Origin of the sequence: Hydrogenophaga sp. BPS33 (assembly GCF_009859475.1) — a bacterium.
In the GTDB taxonomy this organism is placed as follows: Bacteria; Pseudomonadota; Gammaproteobacteria; order Burkholderiales; family Burkholderiaceae_C; genus Hydrogenophaga.
This window is the reverse complement of sequence record NZ_CP044549.1, coordinates 154,396-178,203: the sequence shown is the minus strand read 5'-3', so window position 1 is coordinate 178,203 and position 23,808 is coordinate 154,396. Positions and strand designations below refer to the sequence as shown.

24 protein-coding genes are annotated in these 23,808 nt (G+C 68.1%); 9 read left to right on the top strand and 15 right to left on the bottom strand.

The window, feature by feature from the left end:
- Positions 1 to 36 precede the first annotated feature (36 nt).
- The 3 genes from F9K07_RS00800 to F9K07_RS00790 are packed head-to-tail and all read left to right on the top strand — an operon-like array spanning position 37 to position 2,857.
- Positions 37 to 1,017, top strand: a complete 981-nt coding sequence (locus F9K07_RS00800; RefSeq protein ID WP_159588436.1) for a TRAP transporter substrate-binding protein — start codon at positions 37 to 39, stop codon at positions 1,015 to 1,017.
- A complete protein-coding gene (locus F9K07_RS00795) occupies positions 1,014 to 1,541 on the top strand; it encodes a TRAP transporter small permease (protein WP_159588434.1) in 528 nt (175 codons plus the stop codon). Before F9K07_RS00800 ends, F9K07_RS00795 begins: the two co-directional genes overlap by 4 nt.
- Positions 1,538 to 2,857, top strand: a complete 1,320-nt coding sequence (locus tag F9K07_RS00790) for a TRAP transporter large permease (RefSeq protein ID WP_159588432.1) — start codon at positions 1,538 to 1,540, stop codon at positions 2,855 to 2,857. The genes F9K07_RS00795 and F9K07_RS00790 overlap by 4 nt, the downstream gene beginning before the upstream one ends.
- Positions 2,858 to 2,894: 37 nt before the next feature.
- On the opposite strand, the gene F9K07_RS00785 is transcribed toward F9K07_RS00790, so the two are convergent.
- From F9K07_RS00785 to F9K07_RS00735, 11 genes are all read right to left on the bottom strand, one after another.
- A complete protein-coding gene (locus F9K07_RS00785) occupies positions 2,895 to 3,407 on the bottom strand; it encodes a flavin reductase family protein (RefSeq protein ID WP_159588430.1) in 513 nt (170 codons plus the stop codon).
- Positions 3,404 to 4,804 (bottom strand): LLM class flavin-dependent oxidoreductase, encoded by a 1,401-nt coding sequence (locus F9K07_RS00780; protein WP_159588428.1) that lies wholly within the window; start codon positions 4,802 to 4,804, stop codon positions 3,404 to 3,406. Before F9K07_RS00780 ends, F9K07_RS00785 begins: the two co-directional genes overlap by 4 nt.
- Positions 4,805 to 4,874: 70 nt before the next feature.
- Positions 4,875 to 5,831, bottom strand: a complete 957-nt coding sequence (locus tag F9K07_RS00775; protein ID WP_159588426.1) for a LysR family transcriptional regulator — start codon at positions 5,829 to 5,831, stop codon at positions 4,875 to 4,877.
- Between the two features lie 8 nt (positions 5,832 to 5,839).
- Positions 5,840 to 8,179, bottom strand: a complete 2,340-nt coding sequence (gene xdhB / locus F9K07_RS00770; RefSeq protein WP_159588424.1) for a xanthine dehydrogenase molybdopterin binding subunit — start codon at positions 8,177 to 8,179, stop codon at positions 5,840 to 5,842.
- A 14-nt stretch (positions 8,180 to 8,193) separates the two neighbouring features.
- On the bottom strand, positions 8,194 to 9,657 hold the full coding sequence (gene xdhA, locus F9K07_RS00765; protein ID WP_159588422.1) for a xanthine dehydrogenase small subunit: 1,464 nt from the start codon (positions 9,655 to 9,657) through the stop codon (positions 8,194 to 8,196).
- A gap of 173 nt (positions 9,658 to 9,830) precedes the next feature.
- Positions 9,831 to 10,616: a 4,5-DOPA dioxygenase extradiol gene (gene ygiD / locus F9K07_RS00760; RefSeq protein WP_159588420.1), complete on the bottom strand. Its 786-nt coding sequence runs from the start codon at positions 10,614 to 10,616 to the stop codon at positions 9,831 to 9,833.
- Positions 10,613 to 11,626: an Ldh family oxidoreductase gene (locus F9K07_RS00755; protein ID WP_159588418.1), complete on the bottom strand. Its 1,014-nt coding sequence runs from the start codon at positions 11,624 to 11,626 to the stop codon at positions 10,613 to 10,615. Before F9K07_RS00755 ends, ygiD begins: the two co-directional genes overlap by 4 nt.
- Complete coding sequence (locus tag F9K07_RS32170) at positions 11,626 to 12,132, bottom strand: AtuA-related protein (RefSeq protein WP_328794005.1); 507 nt, start codon at positions 12,130 to 12,132, stop codon at positions 11,626 to 11,628. Before F9K07_RS32170 ends, F9K07_RS00755 begins: the two co-directional genes overlap by 1 nt.
- Positions 12,129 to 13,508 carry an acyclic terpene utilization AtuA family protein gene (locus tag F9K07_RS00745; RefSeq protein WP_159588416.1) on the bottom strand — a complete coding sequence of 460 codons (1,380 nt, stop codon included), beginning with the start codon at positions 13,506 to 13,508 and terminating at the stop codon, positions 12,129 to 12,131. Before F9K07_RS00745 ends, F9K07_RS32170 begins: the two co-directional genes overlap by 4 nt.
- Before the next feature lie 2 nt (positions 13,509 to 13,510).
- Entirely contained in the window at positions 13,511 to 14,488 is a 978-nt protein-coding gene (locus F9K07_RS00740; protein WP_159588414.1) for a Bug family tripartite tricarboxylate transporter substrate binding protein, read from the bottom strand.
- The gene (locus F9K07_RS00735) at positions 14,485 to 15,324 is read right to left on the bottom strand and encodes an amidohydrolase family protein (protein WP_236581764.1); all 840 of its coding nucleotides are present in this window, start codon (positions 15,322 to 15,324) and stop codon (positions 14,485 to 14,487) included. The genes F9K07_RS00740 and F9K07_RS00735 overlap by 4 nt, the downstream gene beginning before the upstream one ends.
- A 73-nt stretch (positions 15,325 to 15,397) precedes the next feature.
- On the opposite strand from F9K07_RS00735, the gene F9K07_RS00730 reads away from it, so the two are divergent.
- The 5 genes from F9K07_RS00730 to F9K07_RS00710 all read left to right on the top strand — a co-directional run bounded on the left by F9K07_RS00730 (position 15,398) and on the right by F9K07_RS00710 (position 20,141).
- A complete protein-coding gene (locus F9K07_RS00730; RefSeq protein WP_159588410.1) occupies positions 15,398 to 16,186 on the top strand; it encodes an IclR family transcriptional regulator in 789 nt (262 codons plus the stop codon).
- Positions 16,187 to 16,314: 128 nt separating this feature from the next.
- Positions 16,315 to 17,709: a dihydroorotase gene (locus F9K07_RS00725; RefSeq protein WP_159588408.1), complete on the top strand. Its 1,395-nt coding sequence runs from the start codon at positions 16,315 to 16,317 to the stop codon at positions 17,707 to 17,709.
- Positions 17,710 to 17,744: 35 nt separating this feature from the next.
- Complete coding sequence (locus F9K07_RS00720) at positions 17,745 to 18,332, top strand: NADPH-dependent FMN reductase (protein ID WP_159588406.1); 588 nt, start codon at positions 17,745 to 17,747, stop codon at positions 18,330 to 18,332.
- A gap of 65 nt (positions 18,333 to 18,397) precedes the next feature.
- Positions 18,398 to 19,180, top strand: coding sequence for a dioxygenase family protein (locus tag F9K07_RS00715; RefSeq protein ID WP_159588404.1), 783 nt, complete (start codon positions 18,398 to 18,400; stop codon positions 19,178 to 19,180).
- Positions 19,181 to 19,241: 61 nt separating this feature from the next.
- Positions 19,242 to 20,141 carry an isocitrate lyase/PEP mutase family protein gene (locus F9K07_RS00710; protein WP_159588402.1) on the top strand — a complete coding sequence of 300 codons (900 nt, stop codon included), beginning with the start codon at positions 19,242 to 19,244 and terminating at the stop codon, positions 20,139 to 20,141.
- Here the strand turns inward: F9K07_RS00710 and F9K07_RS00705 are convergent.
- From F9K07_RS00705 to F9K07_RS00690, 4 genes are all read right to left on the bottom strand, one after another.
- Positions 20,126 to 20,542: a hypothetical protein gene (locus F9K07_RS00705; protein WP_159588400.1), complete on the bottom strand. Its 417-nt coding sequence runs from the start codon at positions 20,540 to 20,542 to the stop codon at positions 20,126 to 20,128. The genes F9K07_RS00710 and F9K07_RS00705 overlap by 16 nt on opposite strands.
- 67 nt (positions 20,543 to 20,609) lie before the next feature.
- Complete coding sequence (locus F9K07_RS00700; RefSeq protein ID WP_159588398.1) at positions 20,610 to 20,831, bottom strand: hypothetical protein; 222 nt, start codon at positions 20,829 to 20,831, stop codon at positions 20,610 to 20,612.
- A gap of 181 nt (positions 20,832 to 21,012) precedes the next feature.
- On the bottom strand, positions 21,013 to 21,735 hold the full coding sequence (locus tag F9K07_RS00695; RefSeq protein ID WP_236581763.1) for an extensin-like domain-containing protein: 723 nt from the start codon (positions 21,733 to 21,735) through the stop codon (positions 21,013 to 21,015).
- 60 nt (positions 21,736 to 21,795) lie between these two features.
- Entirely contained in the window at positions 21,796 to 22,416 is a 621-nt protein-coding gene (locus F9K07_RS00690; protein ID WP_159588396.1) for a MarR family transcriptional regulator, read from the bottom strand.
- A 197-nt stretch (positions 22,417 to 22,613) separates the two neighbouring features.
- Here F9K07_RS00690 and F9K07_RS00685 point away from each other — a divergent pair, with 197 nt between their 5' ends.
- Entirely contained in the window at positions 22,614 to 23,801 is a 1,188-nt protein-coding gene (locus tag F9K07_RS00685; protein WP_159588394.1) for an ABC transporter substrate-binding protein, read from the top strand.
- Positions 23,802 to 23,808: the final 7 nt, after the last annotated feature.

Sequence of the window (23,808 nt, the reverse complement as noted above, 5' to 3'; positions counted from 1 at the left end):
TCCCATGACTCCCACGTGAAGAAAGAAGAGATTCCCATGAAAAAACTGCTCCAGCTCTGCACCGCATTCGCCCTGACGGCGTCGTTTGCTGCCACCGCCCTGGCCCAGGAATTCCGCCTGCTCTCGGGCTGGGACAAGAACTACGCCTACAGCCCGGCCATGGTGGACCCGTTCATGAAGGGCGTGCAGGAAGGCTCCAAGGGCCGCATCACCTTCAAGGTGAGCGGCCCCGAAACGGTGCCGCCGTTCGAGCAGCTCGAGCCGGTGAGCTCAGGCGTGTTCCAGTTCCTGTTCACGCACGGTGCCTACCACTTTGGCACCACGCCGGCCATGACGGTGGTCGAGGCTTTCAACGGCGATCTCGCGGCGGTGCGCGCCTCGGGCCTGTTCGACGTGCTGGACAAACACTACCAGCGCCACCAGCTCAAGCTGGTGATGCTGCCGGTCTCGCCCCCGGGGGCCTACAACTTCCTCTTGCGCAGCCCCGTGAACGCGCAGGGCGATCTGGCCGGCCGCAAGATCCGCGCGGTGTCCAACTACAGCGGCATCATCAAGTTGCTCAACGCCACCTCCACCGTGCTGCCGGCCAGTGACGTCTACACCGGACTGGACAAGGGCCTGATCGACGGCACGGCATGGCCGGTGATCGGCATGCTCGACTTCCGCTGGAACGAGGTCGCCAAGTACCTGCTGCGCCCCAGCTTCGGCGTGAACTACCAGCCCCTCTTCATGAACCTCGCCGCCTGGAACAAGCTGAGCAAGCAGGACCAGGAACTCATGAGCAGCGTGGCGCGCCAGGTGGAAGACGCCTGGTACAAGAACGCCAACGCCCTGTGGGCCGATGAAGAAGCCAAGCTCAAGGCCAAGGGCATGGTGGTCACCAAGATGGGCGATGCGCACGCCGCCAAGCTGCAGGCCGCCTGGGCCAGCGGCCTGCTGGACGCCAGCGCCGCGAAGGACGCCAAGTTCACCGCAGAGATCCGCAAGTTCGGCACCGAGAAGGGCCTGTTGAAGTGATCTCGTCCGCCGCGCCCGCGCAGCATCCGCTGCTGCGGGTCCACGATGCGGTGACAGCCGCAGGCGCCACGATCGCGGCCGCATGCCTGGCCGTGATCGTGGCCACCTATTGCATCGAGGTCGTGTCGCGCTACTTCTTCAACGCGCCGACCACCTGGGCGGGTTCGGCCGTGGCCTATCTGTTGTGCGCGTCGATCTTCCTGATGCTGCCCGAGCTCACGCGCCAGCGCGCACACATCTTCATCAGCGTCCTGCCCGACCTGCTGTCGCAGCGCGCGGCCACGCGGCTGATTAAGGCCGGCTATGGGGTGGCCTTCTTTGCCTGCGTGCTCGGTGCCTGGTTCTGCGCCGACGCGAGTTTCATGCAGTTCAACAACGGCATCGAAACCCTCAACGAATGGCGCGTGCCCAAATGGGCCGTGTCCAGCTTCCTCCCGTATGGCCTGCTCTCCAGCGGGCTCTACTTTCTGCGGCACGTGTTTCTGGCGGGCCCGTACGTGGCCGCTGGCAAGGACCCGGCATGACCTGGTGGATGGTTCTCGCGGGCGCGATGTCCGTATTGCTCGTGTTGATGGTGCTCGGCTTCCCGGTCTTCGTGGCCTTTCTCATCCTCAACGTGGTGGGCCTGCTGACCATGATCGGCCCCAGCGGCTTCGGCATGTTCGCCAACAGCGTCTTCACCACCGCCAACATCGCGGAACTGGCGGCCGTGCCGCTGTTCATCCTCATGGGCGAACTGCTGTTCCGCTCGGGCGCGATGGAGGTGGTGCTGGACTCGCTGGACCGCCTGATCGGCAAGATCCGTGGCCGCCAGTACGTGCTGTGCATCCTGCTCTCGGCGGTGCTGGGTGCGCTCTCGGGCGCGGCCATGGCCGTGGCAGGCCTGTTGGGCCGCTCGCTGTACCCGACCATGCGCAAGCGTGGCTACGACGAACAGATGTCCGCCGGCACCTTGCTGGGCGGCGCGAGCCTGGACCCCATCATTCCGCCCAGCGTGCTGGCCATCATCATTGCCACGCTGGCCAAGGTGTCCACGGGCCAGATGCTGATCGCCGGCATCCTGCCGGGCCTCATGCTGACCGCCATGTTCCTGGTCTATGTGTTCGCGCGCCTGCGCCTGAACCCGGCCCTCGCGCCCGATCTGTCGGCCGATCTGCTCGACGCCAATACGCGCGGCAGCGCCTGGGGCGCCATCGCCCGCCTGCTGCCGGTGAGCGCGATCTTCTTTCTCGTGGTGGGCCTAGTGATCCTGGGTGTGGCCACGCCCACCGAGTCCGCCGCCACTGGCGTGGTCGGCGCGCTGGTGCTGGCCCGCTACTACGGCAGCCTGAAGCTGGGCATGATTCTCGAGGGCCTGAAATCGGCGGTGCACATCGCCGGCATGCTGCTGATCGTCATGTGCTGCGCCACCATGTTCAGCCAGCTGCTCACCTTCTCCGGCGCACTGCAGCAGCTGGGCGAGATGGTGATGCACCTGGACCTGTCGCCGGGATGGATGCTGTTCGTGCTGCTCGCCGTGCCCTTCACCCTGTTCCTGGTGCTCGACTCGGTCTCGGTGCTGATGGTGCTGGTACCGATCTACCTGCCCGTGCTGGCCATCTACGGCTTCGACCCGATCTGGTTCTGGACGCTGATCCTGATCGTGGCCACCGTCGGCGCGCTGTCGCCGCCCTTCGGCTACACCTTGTTCGCCTTCAAGAGCGCGGTGCCGGAGATGCCCATGCGCGACATCTTCCGTGCCGCCTGGCCCTACGTCTGGATCATCACCTTCGGCATTCTGCTGATGGCGCTGTTCCCGTCCATCATCACCTACCTGCCGGGCCTGATGTCGCGCAACTGATGGCGGTGTGGGCTTGCGCATGGGGGGGCAGTGAGGGTCAGGCTACTTCGAGTTGCACGCTGCCGTAGCGCCCATCGGCGTACAGCAGCGGATCGACGTGCTCGCTCACCAAGGTGCGCACCACCTCGGCGAGAAAGATCGTGTGCGTGGCGTAGGGCAGTTCTTCCACCACGCGGCAGATCAGCGTCGCCTGCGTCGCCAGCAGGTAGGGTGTGCCGGTGTCGTCGTGCACCCATTGCCCGCGCGCGAAACGTTCCTCGCGCGGACCTTGTCCACCAAAACCGTCGCCGATCGCGCGCTGGTCGCAGCCCAGCATGTTGGCCGAGAACTGGCCGGCCGCGCGCACCAGCGCAAACGCCGAGGCGCTGTGGTTGATGCAGACCAGCACCGTGGGCGGGTCGGCGGAGACGGATGTGAGCGAGGTGGCCGCGAGCCCGCCACGCTGGCCGCCGTGCTCGGCCGCGATGATGCTCACGGTCGAGGCCATGCGCCGCATGGCCTGGCGAAAACTGGCGCGCTCGGGCGACGCCACGGCCATCGCGCCGCTCACGGTGCCACCTCGGCCGTGGCGGGAGTTGAGGCCGTGGCCGTTCCCGCTCCCGTTCCTGCGTAGCGGCTCGCGGGTCGTTGCAGACCGAGGTTCTCGCGCAGCGTCTGGCCTTCGTATTCGCGGCGGAACAGCCCGCGCGCCAGCAGCTCCGGAATCACCTGGGTGGTGAAGTCTTCCAGCCCGCCTGGCAAGTACGGCGGCTGCAGCAGGAAACCGTCGACCGCCTCGCTCTGGAACCAGCGCTCCATGTCGTCGGCGATCTGCTCGGGCGTGCCCACGATCGTGCGCTGGCCGCGCGCGCCGGCGTAACGCTGGACCAGCTGGCGCAGCGTCAAGCCGTCTTCCTTGCTCATGCGGTAGAGGTGCTGCAGCGACGACTTGGACGAGTTGGTTTCCGGAATGCCCTCGGGCAGGGGCTTGTCCAGATCGCATTGGCTGAGATCAAAGCTGCCCACGACGGCCTTGAGCATCTCCAGACCAACCTCTGGTTGGATCAGGCTTTGCAGGTAGTCGTGTTTCTCCCGCGCTTCGGCTTCGGTGCGGCCCACGATAGGGTTGAGGCCGGGCAGGATCTTCAAGGCATCGGGGTGGCGGCCGTAGCGCGGCATGCGGCCCTTCACGTCCTGGTAGAACTCGCGGCTCTTCTCCAGCGTAGGGGCCGAGGTGAACACCAGCTCGGCGGTTTCGGCCGCCAGTTCCTTGCCCGCCTCCGACGAGCCGGCCTGCGCGATCACCGGGTGGCCTTGGGGTGGGCGGGCCAGGTTGAGCGGGCCGCGTACCTTGAAGTGCTCGCCCACGTGGTTCAGGGTGTGCACCTTCTGCGGGTCGAAGTAACGCGCCGTGGCGCGGTCGCGCAGGAAGGCGTCGTCGTCCCAGCTGTCCCACAGGCCGCGCACGACGTCGGCGAATTCCTTGGCGCGCTCGTAGCGAAAACCGTGCTCGTAGTGCTCGTCGCGGCCGAAGTTGTAAGCCTCGCTAAGGTTGGCCGAGGTCACCAGGTTCCAGCCGGCGCGCCCGCCACTGATGTGGTCCAGCGAGGCGAAGCGCCGCGCGACGTTGTAGGGCTCGTTGTAGCTGGTCGTCGCGGTGGCGATGAAGCCGATGTTTTTCGTCATCGCGGCCAGGCCGGCGATGAGCGTCGTGGGTTCGAAGAACACCATGTACTGCGGCCAGCGGCTGAGCACGTCGAGGTTGCCGTCGCGCACCGCGACCGCGTCGGCGAAGAAGATGCAGTCGAGCTTGCCGCGCTCGGCGATCTGCGCCACTTGCACGTAGTGCTGAAAGTTGGTGCCGGCATCGACCTGCGATTCGGGGTGCAACCACGAGGCCACGTGGTTGCCGGTGGGGTGGATCAGCGCGCCCAGTTTGAGCATGCCTTCGCGGCGCTTGTTGGTCATCGTCGGGGCTCCTGTGGAAGTGGTTCGGAAGCAGTGTCCGAGCCCCACGTGCCCGCGTCCATTTTAAAGATTAGAGCGGCTTGTTGCCTTTGCGCGAACGTCGCGCGGCGGGTGCCGGCGCGGGCTCGGCCTCTACCTCCCGCAGCACGCCCACGAGCTCGTCGACGAAGGTGCACGCCGTGGGCGTGAGCAGGCGACCTTGTTTGAGAAAGGCCCCGAACGTGCGCGGACGCGCGTCCACCAGCGGTAGGTAGCGCAACGCGCGTTCCTCGGCCGCGCGGTGGCTCAAGGGCTCGGAGAGCACCGCCACCGCCATGCCGGCGGCGCAGGTCGAGCGCAACAGCTCGTAGGAGTTGCTCACGAGCGCGCGATCGGGCCGAATGCCGGCGCGCACGAAGGTCTCGTCGTTCACGCGCATCAGGTCCAGCGAGGCGTCCGGCAAGGCCATGGGATAGCCCGCGCAGTCTTCCAGCCGGACTTTGGCGCGTTGGGCCAGCGGATGGTCGTGCGCCACCAGGAGGCAGGTCTTGAGCGGGCGTTCGTACACCGCGCGCACGCCCGGCAGCATCAGTGCGTTGAACACCAGCGCCACATCGAGCTCGTCTTCCCGCAGCAGCTCCATGAGGCGGGTGGACGTGGCCAGGCGCACGTCGAAATCCACCTCGGGGTGGCGGCGGCGGAAGTCGGTCAGGAAGATGGGCATGAACTCCTGCGTCTGCGACTCGGGCACGCCCATGCGGATCACCTCGCGCTGCGGGTGCTTGAGCGCGTGCATGGCCGCGCGCGTGTTTTCCTCTTCGGCCTCCAGCTTGCGCACGAGGTTCATCAGGACCTCGCCGGCGGGCGTGAGCCGCATGGACGTCTTGCCGCGCCCGCGCTCGAACAGGGGCAGGCCGAACTCCTCTTCCAGCAAGGCCAGCTGCCGGCTGATGGCGGAGCCCGCGACGAACAGGCGATCGGAGGCCAGCCGCAAGGATCCGCAGCGCGCGACCTCGGCGAAATGGCGCAGGGCGATGGACGAGAGCATGGGTGCAATCAGGAATGGGCCGCGCGCATCAGATCGACCACGCGCAGGATCTCCTCGCCCGTGGCCGGCGCGTTCAGTGGCGGCAGCACGCCCTTGGGGCCCACGCTGGCCACCGCATCGCGGATGGCGAAGAACACCGAGAACGGCAGCAGCAGCGGCGGTTCGCCCACGGCCTTGGAGCGGTGCAGGCCGCCTTCGCTGTGGTTGGTGTTCGCGTACAGCCGCACGCGAAAGTCCGAAGGGCAGTCGGAGATGGCGGGCACCTTGTAGGTCGAGGGCGCGTGCGTGGTGAGCCTGCCCTCGGCATTCCACTTCAACTCCTCCGTGGTGAGCCAGCCCATGCCCTGGATGAAGCCGCCTTCGATCTGGCCGATGTCGATGGCCGGGTTCAGCGATTGGCCCACGTCGTGCAGCACGTCGGCCCGCAGCAGCTTCCATTCGCCAGTGAGCGTGTCCACCACCACTTCGGACACGGCCGCGCCGTACACGAAGTAGGCGTAGGGCCGGCCCTGCATGGTGTGTTTGTCCCAATGGATGCCCGGCGTGGCGAAGAAGCCGTCGGACCAGAGCTGGATGCGCAGCAGATAGGCCTTGGCCACCAGGGTGGCGAAGTCGACGGTATGGCCGTTGGCGTGCACCTGGCCGCCAGAGAAGCGCACGTCTTGCGCCGGGCCGCCGTATTCCTGTGCCGCCAGGGCCGCCAGCCGCTGGCGGATCTGTTCGGCCGCGTTCTGCGCCGCCCGTCCGTTGAGGTCGGCGCCGGTGGACGCGGCCGTGGCCGAGGTGTTGGCGACCTTGCTGGTGTCGGTGGCGGTCACGCGCACGCGCGCGAGGTCCAGGCCGAGTTCGTGTGCGACCACCTGGGCCACCTTGGTGTTGAGTCCCTGCCCCATTTCCGTGCCGCCGTGGTTGACCAGCACCGAGCCGTCCAGGTACACGTGGACCAGCGCACCGGCCTGGTTCCAGTGGGTGACGGCGAAGGAAATGCCGAACTTCATCGGCGCGACCGCGATGCCTTTCTTCAATACCGGACTGGTGGCATTGAAGGCCTCGATGGCCGCGCGGCGCTGGCGGTAGCCGCTGCTGGCCTCGAGCTCGTCCATCAATGCGTGGATGACGTTGTCTTCCAATTTCTGGCCATAGTGTGTGACGTTGCGGCCTTCGGCATCGTCGCGGCCGTAGAAGTTGGCCTTGCGCACGTCCAGTGCATCCTTGCCCAGGCGGCGCGCGATGTCTTCGACGATGTGCTCCATCACCAGCGCGCCCTGCGGGCTGCCGAAGCCTCGAAAGGCGGTGTTGGACTGGGTGTGGGTGCGGCAGCACACGGCGGTGATGTCCACGTCGGGCAGGTAGTACGCATTGTCGAAATGCAGCACCGCGCGCGTGGCCACCGAGCCGGAGAGGTCGGCGGAGAAGCCGGCCTGCAGGAGCATGTGCACCTGGGCTGCGAGGATGCGGCCCTCGCCGTCGAAGCCCACGGTGTAGGTGTAGTCGAACGGGTGGCGCTTGCCCGAGACCAGCATGTCGTCGTCGCGGTCGGCGCGCAGCTTCACCGGACGCCGCAGCTTCGAAGCGCACAGCGCCGCCGCGATGGCCCACAACGCGGACTGCGATTCCTTGCCGCCAAAGCCGCCACCCATGCGCCGGCACTCCACGCTCACGTCGTGCGCGGGCAGCGCCAGCGCGTGCGCCACCATCTGCTGCATTTCAGAGGGAGCCTGGGTCGAGCAGTGCACCCGCATGCCGCCGCCTTCGCGCGGGATGGCATAGGACACCTGGCCCTCGAGGTAGAAGTGCTCCTGGCCGCCCACCTGGAACTCGCCGCTCAAGGTGTGCGGTGCGGTCGCCAGCGCCTCGGCAAAGTTGCCGCGTTGCAGGTGCAGCGCGGGCACGACCGATGTACCGGCCGCGCGCGCGGCCGCCGTGTCGAGCACGGCCGGGCGTTCGCGGTACTTCACCTGGGCGAGCCGCGCGGCGCGGCGGGCGTTCTCGTGCGTGTCGGCGGCCACCACGAAGATCGGCTGGCCCACGTACTGCACCAGGCCGTCCGCGAGCACCGGGTCGTCGTGCACGATCGGGCCGCAGTCGTTGGTGCCCGGAATGTCGCGCGCCGTGAACACGGCGACCACGCCGCGCGCGCGGCGCACCGCGTCCAGGTCGATCGACTCGATGTCGGCATGGGCCTTTTGCGAGAGGCCGAGCGCGGCGTGCAGCGTGCCTTGCAGTTCGGGAATGTCGTCCACATAGGTGGCCTGTCCGCGCACGTGCAGCTCGGCCGACTCGTGCGGCTGGGAAAGGCCGACCTGGGCCCACGCGGTGGCACTGCCGGTCGAAGGGTGTTGGGCCATGTTGTGTCGCATGGTCAGGCAAAAGCGTTGAGGGCTTGTTCGGGCAGCGGGGCGTGCGGGCGCGTCTCCAGCCAGCAGCGGCGCATCAGGTTCTGCGCGGTGCGCATGCGGTAGCCGCTGCTGGCGCGCAAGTCGCTCAAGGGCGTGAAGTCGCGCGCGAGCGCGGCTTCGGCCTGCGCCAACGCGGCCTCGCTCCAGGCTTGGCCGCGCAGGGCGGCCTCGGCCTGCGCGGCGCGCTGAGGCCGCTGCGACATGCCGCCGTAGGCGATGCGCGCGTCCACCACCGTGCCGCGGTCGTCCAGCCGCAGGGCAAAGGCTGCGCACACGGCGGAGATGTCCTGGTCGAAGCGCTTGGACAGCTTGTAGGCGCGAAAGCGCAGGTCCTCGGCGGGCAGGGGCACATGCACGGCGGCCACGACCTCGTCCGGTTGCAAGTCCTTGCGCTGGTAGCCCAGGTAGAAGTCTTCCAGAGCCAGCAGGCGAGCACCCTTCGCGCCCACCAGTTCGACCTGCGCGCCCAGCGCGATCAGCCAGGGCATGGAGTCGCCGATGGGCGAGCCATTGGCCACGTTGCCACCCAGCGTGCCGGCGTGGCGGATGGGCAGCGAGGCGAAGCGTTGCCAGAACGTGCGCAGGGTCGGCCAGCGTTCGGCGATGGCGGCGTAGGCCGACTCCAGCGACACCGCCGCGCCGACCACGAGATGGCCGTCGCGTTCGGTGAGGGCCTTGAGTTCGGCGACTTCGTTCACGTAGATCAGATCGCCCAGCTCGCGCAGCTGCTTGGTGACCCACAGCGCGACGTCGGTGGTGCCGGCGATGAGCCGGGCTTCGGGCAGGGCCTGGCGCAGCGCGAGCAGCTCGGCCAGCGTGCGCGGCGCGTGGAAGCTGCGGCCTTCGGCGCTGTAGGAAAACGTGGCCTGGCGCGCCAGCGGGCGCAGCGCTTCGGCCAATGCCGCGCGATCAAAGGCCACGTGCGGCAGTTCGCCCATGCGCTGCGCGGCATCGATGATAGGGCGGTACCCCGTGCAGCGGCACAGGTTGCCCGAGAGCGCCCGGTCAATCTCATGGCGCGGCGCGGGCGCATCCGCCGCGTCGCGTTGCAGGTAGAGGTTCCACAGCGACATCACGAAGCCCGGTGTGCAGAAGCCGCATTGCGAGCCGTGGCACGCCACCATGGCCTGTTGCACCGGATGGAGTTGGCCGCCCGGCTGCTCCAGGTCTTCCACGGTGAACAGCGCCTGGCCGTCCAGGGTGGGCATGAACTGGATGCAGGCGTTGACCGAGCGTAGCGCCACCCGATCGCCGTCGAGCTGTCCCACGACCACGGTGCATGCGCCGCAGTCGCCCTCGGCGCAGCCTTCCTTGGTGCCGGTGCAATGCAGGTCTTCGCGCAGGTGTTGCAGGAGGGTGCGCGTGGGCGAGACGCCCGCAACTTCGTGCACGGCACCACGGTGGAAAAAGCGGATCGGTTCGGTCATGGAGGGGCCATGTTCGCCGGCCGCAGCGTTCCTGGGGCCAGTCGGGGAAACAACGCGGGAAAAACCAGTATAGGGAGCGGCTGCGGGCCGCAGTAGATCCCTCCGGCTGATGCGAGCCATCGACGCCGCCTATGCCTGCCCGGTGGATGGCGCGGGGTCAGGATGGTGTGGGGTCAGTGCCGTCCGAAGCTCACGCTGAGCATGCCGATGGAGCCGCCCAGCACGCCGTCGATTTCTACCGTCGGCGCGTCGGCCCCTGCCGCGCCGGCCACCACCAGCAGAGGCAGATAGTGCTCGGGCGTGGGCACGCTCAGGCGGCCGGCGTCGCCAAGCCAGGCGTCGTCGGCCAGCGCCTCGTGGTCGCCCGCCAGCAGGCGTTCGCGCACCTGGTCGTTGAAGCGTTCGGCCCAGTCGTAGGCGAAGGCCTCGCCGCGGCGGTGCGTCATCAGGTTGTGCACCACGTTGCCACTGCCCAGGATGAGCACGCTTTCGTCGCGCAGGGGTGCGAGCTGGCGGCCGGTCTGCAGGTGCTGCCCGGGCGTGCGCCGCATGTCCAGGCTGAGCTGCACCACCGGAATGTCGGCGGCGGGATAGGCCTTGCAGAGCACCGACCAGGTGCCGTGGTCCAGGCCCCAGGCGTGGTCCTGCACCACGTCCTTCGGCGCCAGCAGTTGCGCCACGCGGGCCGCCAGCGCCGGACTGCCGGGTGCGGGGTATTGGATCTCGAACATCTCGCGCGAGAAGCCGCCGAAGTCGTGCAGGGTGGGCGGTTGCACCATCGCGGTCACGCCCACGCCATGGGTGCACCAGTGCGCGGAGACGGCCAGGATGGCGCGCGGCCGCGGCAGCTCGCGGCCCAGGCGCTGCCAGGTGCGGGTGAACGGGTTGTCGTCGAGCACGTTCAAGGGTGAGCCGTGCCCGAGGAACAGGCAGGGCATGCGCGGCGCCGGTGCGTTCATGCGGTCCGGCCCAGCGCTTCGATCGCTTGAAGAATGGGCGCGTCGATCTCGATGCCTTCGACCGTGTTGCGGCGCCGGTCGCGGAACGAGCGTTCCGAGGGGATGCGGATCTCCGAGACGCCGTCCTGCCGCGGCGTGGCCTTCACGCGTTCCAGCATCTCGCGCAGCTCGCGTTCGAATTCGTCGCGCGGCATGAGCAGGCCGGGCTGGAACGCCAGGATCAGGTAGCCATAGTCCTTGGCCTCGTTCAGCGCCGAGCCCGCCAGGATGCCCAACGCCTTGCCGGCCAGCGCCAGCGCAAAGCCCTTGTGGCCAGCCAGCGGCAGGAAGGACCCCAGGCGGGCGGCCTCGGCGTTGCGCGTGGGCCTGCCTTGCGCGTCCAGCGCCACGCCTTCAGGCAGCGGTTCGCCGCGGCGGCGGATCAGGCCGAACTCGGTGCCCATGATGGCGGATGTGCCGATGTCGATGATGAGCGGGTCGGGCTGGCCGGGAAAGCCGAAGGCGATCGGGTTGGTTCCCATCGATGGCCTGGCCCCGCCCGGCGGCGCCACCAGGCTGGCCGAACTCACCGAGTGAAAGCCCACCAGGCCGCTGCGCGCCACGCGTTCCATGTAATAGGCGCTGCGACCCGACATCCAGCTGCGCGTGACGCCGACGATGCCAAAGCCTTGCCGTTGCGCCAGTTCGATGACCCGGTCGGTCGCGTGGTGCATGGTGACCATGCCGACGTGGTGGCCGCCGTCGAGCAGCGCGGACATGGGTGTTTCCTTGAGCCATTGCCGCGGGTGGCGGGTGTTCTTGGTGCGCGCCGCTTCGACGATCTCCAGGATCTTGGGCAAGCCGGAGTATTCGTAGCCGCAGGCGGCCGCGTCGATCAGGTGATCGGTCACCACGCGCGCGTCATCATCCGCGTAGCCGACGCGCAGCAGCGCTTCGTGCGAGATGCGGGTGGCATCTTCGAGCGAGAGGCGCACGCGCTCGACGGCCAGAGTGCGTTGGTCGGAGTACATCAGGCCAGGGCTTTCTGAACAGGGGTGGGCAAGCGGCCGAGCGCGTGCAGCCGCTCGAGCAAGCCGGCCTCGATCGGTGAGCGCCCGGCCTCGCGCAGGGCGGCGGCGGTGGCCCCGTCGACCAGGATCGGCAAGGTCAGGATGAGGGCGGAGTAGGACTTGCCGTGCGGATCGAGCGAGAGCGAGCGCGTGACGCCGCCACCGAGCGACGCCTCCAGCACGAAGTTCAGCGCGCTGAACTGCGGCAGGGAGTAGCAGCGGATCTGACCCTTGACCAGATCGCCGAAGTGCGCGCGCACGGCGTCCACCGTGACCTGCTCGGTGATGAGGGGAAAGAACGCGTCGCGGTAGGCGATGACGGCCACGTTGCTCGTGTCGCCCTTGTCGCCGGCGCGGGAGTGCGCGAGTTCGCGCAAGTGAAAGATGTGTCGAATGTCCATTGAAAAACCTCCGGCCTTGCGGCCTGCGGTGCGCGCTTGCTGGGGGCGGCCCGGCGCGGCGCTCATGCCGTCTCCATCACGATGCGGGCCTGCACCGCGTCGCGCGGGATCAGGCAGGAATAGATGGCGACGACTTCGCGCACGCTCTTGCGCGGCAGCGAGGAAGAGCCCGGCCCCTTGCCCACCAGCGTTTCCACCTCGTTGCCCAGCTTGACCGCGTTCTTGCGGTCCGCGCTGCGGCCGGCAAAACGCAGCCGCACTTCGTAGGGCGGATGTTCGAGCGGCAGGGATTGCGCTCCGTGCAAGGAGTCGATGCCGATGAGGTCGACGCGCAGCTCCTGCAGGGACACGCCACCGATGCGCAGGCGCTCGCGCACCACCTGCTCGGCCAGGCGCGCGCGCTCGACGCAGCCGATGCCGGCGTAAGTGATCTCGGCCTCGCCGATCCAGCCTTCCTGGATGCCCACGGACACCTTGAGCAGCTCGGGCCGGGCGCGTCCAGTGCCTCCGCGGATGCGCACGCGGTTGGGGGCGACCTCGTCGAGCTGCACGCTGGTGAAGTCCACCACCACGTCGGGCGTGATGTAGTTCGCCGGGTCGTGGATCTCGTAGAGCATCTGCTCCAGGCACGAGGCGCGCGAAATCAGGCCGCCCGTGCCCTCGATCTTGGTGACGACGCTGCTGCCATCGGCGTTCACTTCGAGGATGGGGTAGCCCAGGTCGTGCAGTTCGGGCACGTCCTTGTAGCCCGGGTCGGCGAAGAAGCCGCCCGAGACGTTGGCGCCGCACTCGACCATGTCGGCCGCCACCTGGCCCTTGCCCAGCCGGTCCCAGTCTTCTTGCGACCAGCCGAATTCGAGGACCATGGGCGCGAGGAACAGCGAGCAGTCGGCCACGCGGCCGGTGAGCACCACGTCCGCGCCCTGTTCCAGCGCGGTGACGATGTTGTCCGCGCCCAGGTAGGCGTTGGCCGAGACGATCTGGCCGGCCAGGGAGGACAGCGGTGCGCCGGTTTCCATGATGGGCAGGGTGTCGGCGTGGGCGCGGCAATAGTCCAGCACGTCGTCGCCCAACACGGCTGCGACCTTCAGCGGGCCCAGGCCCAGTCGGCGCGCGATCTCCACGGTCTTGCGCTGCGCGCCCAGGGGGTTGGCCGCGCCCATGCTGGAGACGATGCGCGTGCCCTGGGCCTTGCAATGCGGCAGCGCGGCGCTCAGGCGGTCTTCCAGCAGTTCGTTGTAGCCCAGCTCGGGGTTTTTGGCGCGCTCCATGTTGGCCAGCGCGATGGTGCGCTCGGCCAGGGTTTCGTAGACGAGGTAGTCCAGCGCGCCGCGCTCGGCCAGCAGCGTGGCGGGTTCCACGCGGTCGCCCGCGTAGCTGGCGCCAGCGCCGATGCGCAACACGCGCGAGGCGTTCGGCTGTTTGGGGGAAAAGATGCTCATTTTTATTCGGCGCGGATCTTCTTGTCGCGAATGACCTTGCTCCACTTGGCCGTGTCGGCCGCCAGCAGGCGGGCCAGTTCGGCCGGCGTGGTGGGCGCGGGCTGCAGGCCGGTGGCGGCCAGGCGGGTCTTGACATCGGGGTCGGTGAGCGCGCGGCGCATGGCCTGGCTCAGCCGTTCGAGTTCGGCGGCCGGCGTGGCCTTGGCGGCGAAGACGGCGTACCAGTTGTCCGAGTCCACACCCTGGATGCCCTGCTCCTGGAAGGTCTTGACGTTGGGCAGGGCCGGGTGGCGCTGGGGCGCGGCAATGCCCAGCGCCTTGAGCTTGCCCGAGCGGATGAGTTCCAGCACCACCGGCACGTCGGCGAACAGGCCGTCGATGTGGCCTGCCATGGTGTCGGCGATGGCCGGCGCCACGCCCTTGTACGGCACATGCGCGATGCGCGCGCCCGTGACGTCGGCCAGCAACTCGGCGGCCAGGTGGGGCACGCTGCCGGTGCCCGAGGAGCCCAAGGTCGCGCCTTCCTTGCGCTGGCGCGCACGGGCAATGAAGTCGGCGGCGTCGTGGGCCGGGTGGTTCGCGCCGACCACCAGGATCTCCACCGTGTTCACCACCAGCGAGACCGGCGCCAGATCGCGCACCGGGTGGTAGGGCAGCTTGTCGTACAGCGTGGGGTTCATGGCCACCGCGCCCACGCTGGTGATCCACAGCTGCTTGCCGTCGGCCGGTGCCTTGGCCACGGATTCGGCCGCGATGGCCGCGTTCGCGCCGGGCTTGTTTTCCACGATCACCTGCGTGCCCAGCTCCTTGCCGAGCGCGGGCGCGATGAGTCGGGCCACGGCATCCAGCGGGCCGCCTGCCGCGAAGCCCACGACCAGTTTGGTGACGCCCGACTGCGCGAACGAGGGTGTGGCGATGGTCAAAGGCAGGGCGCCGGCTGCCAGCAGGAGACGGCGGCGTTGGGACGATGGGTGGTTCATGGGTTTCCTCGCGATGGGGTCAGGGGTTCGAAGCGGTAGAACGACGCCGGATTGCTCACGAGCAACTGGTGGTGGTGTTCGGGGTCGGAGGCGATGGCCGACGTGAGTTCGGCCAGGGCCGCGTCGTCGGGTGCGTGGTGGTGGTTCAGGTGCGGCCAGTCCGTGCCCCAGAAGCAGCGCGATGGGAAGGACGACACCAGCTGGCGCGCCAGGGCGACGCCCGCGGCGTAGGGTGGCTGGCGGTCGATGCGGTCGATGCCGCTGACCTTCACGCGGAAGCGCTCATCGCCCAGGAGGCGCACCAGCGCGGCGAAATCCTCGTGCGCGGCGCCCAGGCTGGCGTCCACCCGGCCCATGTGGTCGATCACCACCGGCACCTCGGCGCGCTGCAGGTGCGGGCCCAGCGTGTGGACGAGGTGGCTCTCAAAATGCACTTGCAGATGCAGCCCGAAGCGGGCCAGGCGGGGCGTGAGGGCGATCACGTCCTCGATGCGCGCCGCGCTGTGCACATGCCGCATGAAGTTGAAGCGCACGCCGCGGATGCCCGCGGCCGCCAGGCGCGCGAGTTCGCCATCGGCCACGCCCACGTCCACCACCGCGACGCCCAGAAAACGCCCGCCGCTGGTGCGGATGGCGTCTTCGATTGCCGCGTTGTCCGTGCCGTGGCGCGCCGACTGCACGAGCACCGAGCGGTCAATGCCCAGCCGCTGGTACATCTCGGTCAGCGCTTCCTTTGGAAAGTGACCGCTGGCGCCCTCGACCAGTGGAAAGCGTTCGGCGGGGCCGACGACGTGGACGTGCGCGTCGCACACCCCGGGTTCGGAAAAAACCGGCAATTCGGGTCTCCTTTTAACCCGCACTGCGGGTTTTAATGCTACTATGCGGATTATTGTAGGAGTTCAGACCCCGATGTCAACCGACACCCCGCCTTCCCCCGAGGGCAAGAAGGACCGCGACTTCGTCACCGCGCTGGCGCGCGGGCTGGACATCCTCAAGTGCTTCACGGCCGAGCGCCCCGAGCTGGGCTCCACCGACATCGCCCAACTCACCGGCCTGGCGCAGTCGACGGTCTGGCGCTTGTGCCACACGCTGACCGAGTTGGGTTACCTGGTGCCCGCCGGAAGCGACCGTCTGCGTGCCGGTTTGGGGGTGCTCACTTTGGGCGGAGCCTCCGTGGCGCGAGCGGGCATCGCCTATGCGGCCTACCCGGGCATGGCCGAGATCGCCGACCGCTTCGACGCCTCGCTCTCGCTCGCGGGCAAGGTGGGCACGACCATGGTGATCGTGCAGCGCGCCGAAGCGCCCGGCATGCTGCGGCTGAACTTCACGGTCGGCACCGCCATGGCGCTGGAGCGCTCCGCCGTGGGCGGCGCCTACCTGGGCGCGGCCGCTGAAGCCGAGCGGCGGGCCACCCTGGCCTCGCTGCAGGCACAGCTGCCGCCTGGCGAATGGCCGGCCACCGAGGCCTGGCTGGGCGAAGCGGTGGAGATGGTGCGGGCGCACGGCTACGTGCTCAACCTGCGCCGCTACCACCCCGACGTGTGCGCGGTGGCCGTGCCACTGGTCTCCAACGACCGGCGCACCATCATGGCCCTGAACTGCGGCGGCCCGGCTTCGCGCATGAGCGTGGAGTTGCTGACCGGCCCTATTCTGAGCGCGCTGCGCGCATTGGCCAACCAGTTGCAACCCCTGCTCTGACCCCCTTCTCCCATAGATGCGGGCTATGACTCGCATCACCCGATCACGGCTAGTGACGCTCGGGGACGATCCCTAGAATTCCGCGCCATCAGGGTCCCGAGCGGACTTGCCGGAGGGAATTCGCAGTCATGTTCGAAACCGTTATCCGAGGCGGCACCGTGGTCGGGGTCGGGGGCACGCAACGCGCCGACGTCGGCATTCGCGACGGTGTCGTCCAGGCGGTGGCCGAACCCGGGGCCGCGATCGAAGGCGAGCAGGTCGTTGACGCCACGGGCAAGCTCCTGCTGCCGGGCCTGGTCGACGCGCACGTGCACATTCCCGGCCATGCGCTGAGCAGCCGCCTCGACTGTTTCGACACCGCCACCCGCGCGGCCGCCGTGGGGGGCGTGACCACGGTCATGCTCATGCCCACCGACGACCCGCGCACCGCCACGCCCGAATACTTCGAGCGCAAGCGCCAGGCCGGCGAGCGGGAGTCGCATGTGGACTTCGCCATCCAGGCCATGATTTCGCCGCGCAGCGAGACCGCCGAGATCCTCGCGATGGCGCGCCAGGGCGCGGTGTCCTTCGAGCTGTTCCTGGCCTATGGCGGCAACCCCGAGTTCACCATCGGCAACGACGACTACGAGCTGCACCGCCTGCTCACGGCCGTGGCCGAAGCCGGTGGCATTGCCGGCATCACGCCGCACTCGGGCACGCTGATCGCAAAGAACACACGCGACCAGAAGGGCTACCAGAACGACCGCCGCGTGCGCTACCGCGTCGAACGCGAAGAGCCGCCGCCGCTGGTGGAAGCCTTTGTGCGCACCCGCCCCACGTTGTCGGAATCCCTGGGCATCACCCGCGCCTGCACGGTGGCGGCCGAGACCGCGACGAAGTTGCACTTTCGCGCCTTGTCCGCGCGCAGCAGCATCGAGCACGTGCGCCGTTTTTCGGACCGCGTGCACATCACCACCGAGGCCATGTCGCACCACCTGGTGTTCAGCGAAGAAGAGGCGTTCGCGTTCGGCCCCTACGGCATCATCGTGCCGCCGATCCGCTCGGCGCAGGAGCGCGACGCCCTGCGTATGGCCTTGCGCGAAGGCGGTCTGGACATGGTGGTGAGCGACCACTCGCCCGTGCTCGTCGAAGACAAGGACCTGGGCTGGGAAGACATCTGGAAGACCCCGCCCGGCATGCCCGGCCTGCAGACCCTGTTGCCCTCCATGCTGATCCTGGCCCAGCAGGGCGTGGTGTCGCTCGGCGAGATCGTGCGCGTGTGCTGCGAACAGCCCGCGCGCGCCTTCGGCCTGTTTCCGCGCAAGGGTGCGATCGCGCCGGGGGCGGACGCCGACCTGGTGTTGCTCGACCCCGAGCGCCGCTGGCGCGTGACCGATGCGGCGCAGCACAGCCGCGCGCGCTACACCACGCTCAAGGGCCGCGAAGTGCATGGCGGCATCGACGCGGTGTACCTGCGCGGCGAACTGCTGGTCCAGAACGACGTGGTCCAAGCCGGGCCCCGCGGTCGATTCGTGCGGCCATGAAACGATTTTTGCGCTCCGTCTTGCGAAAGGTATCCATGAAGAAAAGAGAAAACATCCGCGTCGTCACGGTCTCCGGCAGCGTCCGCAAGGACTCGTACAACACCGCGCTGCTGCGCGCGCTGCCGGGGTTGGCCACGGGCGACATGCAGTTCGTCGACGGCATCAGCCCGGCCGACGTGCCCATCTACGACCACGACCTGGAGCGCATCAGCGGCTTTCCCCAAGTCATCATGAACTTCGCGCAGGCGATCCGCGAGGCCGACGCGCTCGTGATCGCCTCGCCGGAATACAACTACTCCATTCCGGGCGGCTTGAAGAACATGCTGGACTGGCTCTCGCGCGTGCCCGATCCGCCGCTGGCGCACAAGCCGGTGCTGCTGCAATCGGTCTCGGGCGGTGCCTTCGGAGGTGTGCGCATGCAGCCACATCTGCGGCAGGTGCTGGTGGCGCTGAACGCGCGCGTGTTCGCCAAGCCCGAGGTGTTCATCGGCCCGGCCAGCCAACGCTTTGACGAGGCCGGCCTGCTCACCGACCGCAACACGCGCGAGATCGTGCGCACGCAGCTCGAGGAATTCCACGGGTTCGTGCTCGACCAGCTGCGGCTCTCGGCGCGCGCGAACTGAACGGCCGACAACAGAACCGCGCGATGCGCGCCGCGCCACCCACGAATGCCGAAGGAGACCAGAACATGACCGCCAACACCGCGAGCCCCGCGATCGACCAGGCGCGCCTGCGCGCCATCTTCGAGAGCACCGTCCACGCGCTCAAGGGCGTGGTGCGCGAGCACCGCATCACCGAAGACGAGCTGCACATCGCCGGTGACTACCTCAACCGCCTGGGGCAATCCGGCATGTGCCGCAGCCTGATCGACGTGGCCCTGGCCATGACCAGCATCGACGTGCACGCCTCGGGCCGCCCGGGCACGCGCGCCAACCTCACCGGCCCGTACCACGCGGCCCACCCGATCAAGGCCGACGGCAAGCTGCTCGAAAAAGACGTAGCGCCCGATGCGCCGCGCCTGCAGCTCAGCGGTGTGGTGCGCGACGCCGCCACCGGCCAACCCATCGCCGGTGCTCAGGTCGACCTGTGGTCCGCCGACCACCTGGGCATCTACGACCGCCAGGGCACCCACCTGCGCGGCATCGTGCTCACCGATGCACAGGGCCGCTACGCCGTCGAGACCTTGCTGCCCAGCGACTACGCCGAGCACGACCACGACCCCGTGGGCGAACTGTTCCGCGCCATGGGCCGCACCAACACGCGGGCCGCACACGTGCACGCGCGCATCGGCATCGATCAGAAGCTTTGCCTGACCACGCAAGTCTTCATGTCCCATTCCGATACCCTGAAGACCGACTACGTCGAAGGCGCGGTTACCGAAGACCTGATCGCGCAGTTGGAGCGCGTGGATGGTGCGGCAGCGCCCACCTTCGCCGCGCGGTTCGACTTCGACGTGCAGCGGCCGGTATGAGCGCCGCCCGGCCGCTCCGAAGGCGCTCGGCCCCGCAGTGCGCAGCACGGAGGGTCGTCCAGTGAGCACGTCGGCTTCCCGCCTGCGCGCCTTGTTGAAGGAGCCCGGCATCCTGGCCGTGCCGGGCGCACACGATGGCGTGTCCGCCCGCATCGCCGAGCAGGCCGGCTTCTCGGCGGTGTACCTGGGCGGCAATGCGCTGGGCATCAGCCTGGCCGTGGGCCAACCCTTGTTGACCCTGACCGAAACCGCCGACTGCTCGACGCGCATCGTGCGCACCACGCCGTGTCCGCTCATCGTGGACGCGGGCGCCGGCTTCGGCTCGGTGGCGCAGGTGCACCGCACGGTGCGCGAAATCGAGTCCACCGGCGCGGCGGCCCTGCACATCGACGACCAGCCCTACCCCAAGAGCGTGGACTACCACCGCGGCAAGGGCGGACTGGTGGATCTGAGCGAAGCCGCGGCGCGCATCGAAGTGGCGGTCAAGGCGCGCCAACATCCGGATTTCATGGTCATCGCGCGCACCGACGTGTACCGCGCCACCGGCGACGTGGAGCAGCTCGCGCGGCGCTGCAAGGCCTACGCACAGGCGGGTGCGGACGCGTTGCTGCTGCTCGATGTGGAAGATCCTGCGCATCTTCAGCGGGTGCGCCAGGACGTCCCGGATCTGCCGCTGATGTGGATCGGCGGCGTGGTGCCACCCGTGTTGTCGCTGCAGCAGCTCGAGAAGGCTGGCTTTGCTGCCGCGCTCTACCCGTTCAACGCCATCGCCGCCGTCGTGCAGTCGCTCACCGACTTGTGGGCCGGTCTGCGGGAGAGCGGTCGCATCGACCAGGCCGACGATTTTCTGCTGCGCATGCGCGGTGGCATGTCGCGCCTGGCCGGCATGCAGACCTACTGGGACATCGAGGACGCCTTGCGCGACCGCAGGCCCCTGGGTTCACCTCAATCCTTGCAATAGCCCTCGCCCGCGCGCACCGTCAGGCAGTTCTTCTTCTCGGCCAGCCATTTCATGCCGGTCTGAGGGCCGTCGGTGGCGCGCAGCGTTTCCTGCTGGCCGTCACGCTCGAAGACGATGGTGTTGTTCTGGCCGGCGCCAGCGAAGGTGCGTGGCCCGTCGAGGTTGCGCACCGTCACGTCGTAGTGGCCCTGGCCGCCGAGGATCTCGAGATAAGTGCCCTCGGGGCCATTCCACTTGCCGACCCACTGGTCGGTGGCGGGCGCTGGCGGCGGCGTGGGCAGTGCGGTTTCGGCGGGGGGCGCGGCGGTGGGTGGGCTTCCGGCGCGCTCACCGCAGCCGGCAAGACCCAGAACCAGGGCGAGGGCGGCGCACATGCGCCAGGGCGACAACCGTGTTTTCATTTCCGGGAGGATAAGCCGGCCGTGGCCCGCGCCTTGTAGGCGCTGTCCGACATGCCGTGCGAGGTCTTCAGGCGGCCAGCGGCAACGCCTGGGTGTTCGCCATCGCGTTGTCGCGCACGCGCACCAGCCGGACCCGCAATCCCTCGATGCGGCGCGCGGCCAGGGGTTGCAGATACGGACATTCGTCCAGCCACAACTCGGGCTGGCGCTGCAGATTCTTCACGCAGCTGTTGAACAGCAACCCTTCTTTGAAGCCGGGCTGGGGGCCAGAGATTTCGTAGACAAACACAAACGCGCTCCCGAAAAGTTGGAGGGCCTGAACGCAGTACGAACCGTCGCACGCGCTGGGCTCCTATGCTGCATCCGCAACGGTGACAAGGCTATGACGGACGGGTCGAGCGGTTTGTAGGACGCGTGGCAATTCTCACGAGAGACGGGATGAGGCGTCGAAAGGCGCCATAGCTGGGTGTTTACCGGCACATGCGGTACGGGCCGCGGTCCAGGTGCAGGTGGTCGCGGTGCGCAGCGTTGTAGTGGGGGCTGAGCGTGCCGTTGAAGAAGCGGCAGGCGCCATCGCGCACCTCGCGCAGGAAGGAGGCTTCGGCACTCGGCTCTCTTGGCCAGTCGCTGAGCACGCGCACGCGGCGGCCGTCCCGCAAGTGAAGACCCGCAACGTCCAACGCATTGGCCAGCGCATGCTGGCTGCGTTGCGCGCCCTCTCCCCGATCACCGCGCACGTTGCGGCACGCGTAGCTGCCCAGGTGCTCGACGTGGGCGACAGGTTGAGCGAAGTGCGAGAGCGCGGCAGGCTGCAACGCATGGCGCTCCCACATCGCCAGCGCGACGGCCGCGCTGCAGGTCAGCGTGAAAGCAGGGGCGAAGCGCGCGTCGGTCACGCGCACCGCCGATTGCCAACCGCAACCGCCGCCTGCGTCGTGGTCGGGCACCGGTGTGTGCACCAGCGTCGTACCCCTCAGCACCGCGTGGCACAAAGCAGGATCGTCGGCCAGACGCTGCAGTTTGTAGCGCGTGAGTGCGTTGGGCGGCGCGGCTACGTCCAGTGGTGCCCAGGGGTTCCAGGCAGGAGGCAGCACCAAGCGGCCGCTGTGCAAAGCCCAGGCGATCAGGAGCGCGGCTGCGAGGAGCAGGGGAATGGCAATGCGGCCCGAAGGCCGTGGCGAGAATCTGCGCACCCGTGTTGCGAGCTTCCGTGCGCGCGAGGGTTCCCTATGGCCGCACAGGCCGGCATCAGATCAACGCCGACGCCCACCGCGTTTGGCCGGTGCCACCGCCGGCGCTTCCTCTTCCGGCATGTCCATCTCCGTCTGCTCCAGCGTGGAGAGCATGCGCAGCGCGAAGTCGGTACCGTGCTTGCGCGCCTCGGGCGTGAGCCGCGCCATGGCCGGCGCCAGCACCGAATGTTGGGCCAGATGCTCGATCGCGTCTTCCACCGCGTGTGCGCCCTTCTTGGTCAGGTGCACCAGAAACCCGCCGCTGTGGCTGGGGTCGGGTGAACGCTCGACGAAACCGGCCTGTACCAGCCGGTCCACCTTCTTGGTGATCGCACCCGAGGTCACCAGCAGCGCGCGAAACAGATCGGTGGGCCGCTTGACGTACGGCGGGCCGCTGCGGCGCAAGGCGAGCATCAGGCGCATGTCACCGCCGTTGATGCCGTACTGCTTCTGGCAATAGCGGTCGTAGGCGCGGTCCACCAGCGTGCCCAGGCGCATGAAATAGATCGCGAGCAGGAAATTCTGCAGATCCAGGTCCGGGCGCTCGCGCTGCCATTGCAGGGTGATGAGCTCGCTCAGGCTCGGGAGGTCCGAGCGGTCCTCTGCGGTCGCGGAATCGTTGGCGCGTGCACTGCCCTTCATGTTCGACTTTCTGCCTTCCTCAGAAGAATTTTCAGGAAACCACGGGAACCATCTTAGCTTTTCCCGCACGCGCGGGAACGCATGGCATTCATCCTGGAATTTAGTGGTTTTCCCTATGCGTCGACGCCGGCCTGGCTGATATCTTCCATGGAAGAGGTTTTTGACTTCCTTCCTACCCCACGTTCGAGGTACATCCCATGAAAACATCCCTGCTGCGCCTGTTGGCGGCCTTTGTCGCCGGCAGCTCCCTGGTGGCCACCGCACCCGCTGCGCTGGCCCAGGACACGGTCAAGATCGGTGTCGTCGGCCCCTACACCGGCCCGTTCGCGGTGGCTGGCCAGTCGTTTCGCCACGGCATCGACGCCTACATGGCGTTGCACGGCAACCAGGCTGGTGGCCGCAAGGTGGAAGTGATCTACCGCGACAGCGCGGGTGCCGACCCCACCTTGTCCAAGCGCCTGGCCGAAGAGCTCGTGGTGAAGGACAAGGTCTCGATGCTGGCCGGCTTCTACCTCAGCCCCGAAGTGGCTGCGACCGCGCCGGTGGCCAACGCCGCCAAGACGCCGCTCTTCATCGTGAACGCGGCCACGCCCGCGCTCATGAAGATGTCGCCCTACTTCGTGCGCATGGGCCAGGCCATCAACCAGCCGGCCGAATTGGCCGCGGTGTACGCGCGCCAGCAGGGCAAGTCGCGCGGCTATGTGGCCGTGGGCGACTACGGCCCGGGCCACATCGTGGAGACGTCCTTCATCGAAAAATTCAAGAGCGAAGGCGGGCAGATCGTGGGCAACGTGCGCATTCCGCTCAACACGGCCGACTTCGCGCCGTTTGCCGAACGCATCGCCAACGCCAACCCGGACGTGCTGCAAATCTTCATTCCACCGGGCGCGGCTTCGGTGGCCTTCAGCAAGGCGCTGGCCGCGCGCGGCCTCACGCAGAAGGTGCTGATCATCGGCCAGGGCGAGGCCGAAGACAGCGACTTGCCCCTGTTCGACGACTCCATCGTCGGTTTCAAGTCCATCATCTACATCGACGCCAACGCGAAGAACGCCGAGAACCAGGCCTTCGCCGACTGGCTGAAGAAGAACGCCGGTCCCACCGTGAAGCCGAATTCCTTCAGCATCGGCGCGTTCGACGCCATGCACCTGGCCTACAAGATGCTGAACGACCAGAAGGGCAAGCCCTTCAGCGGTGAAGCCGCCATGAAGTCCATGCCCAACTACAGCTGGAAGAGCCCGCGCGGTCCGATCACCATCGACCCCGTGACGCGCGAGCCGATCCAGAACTTCTACCTGCGCGAAGTGATCAAGGCCGCCGATGGCACGAAGAGCAACCGTGTGGTGACCACCTGGGAACAGGTCAAGCCCACGCCGCTGAGCAACTGACGCCTTC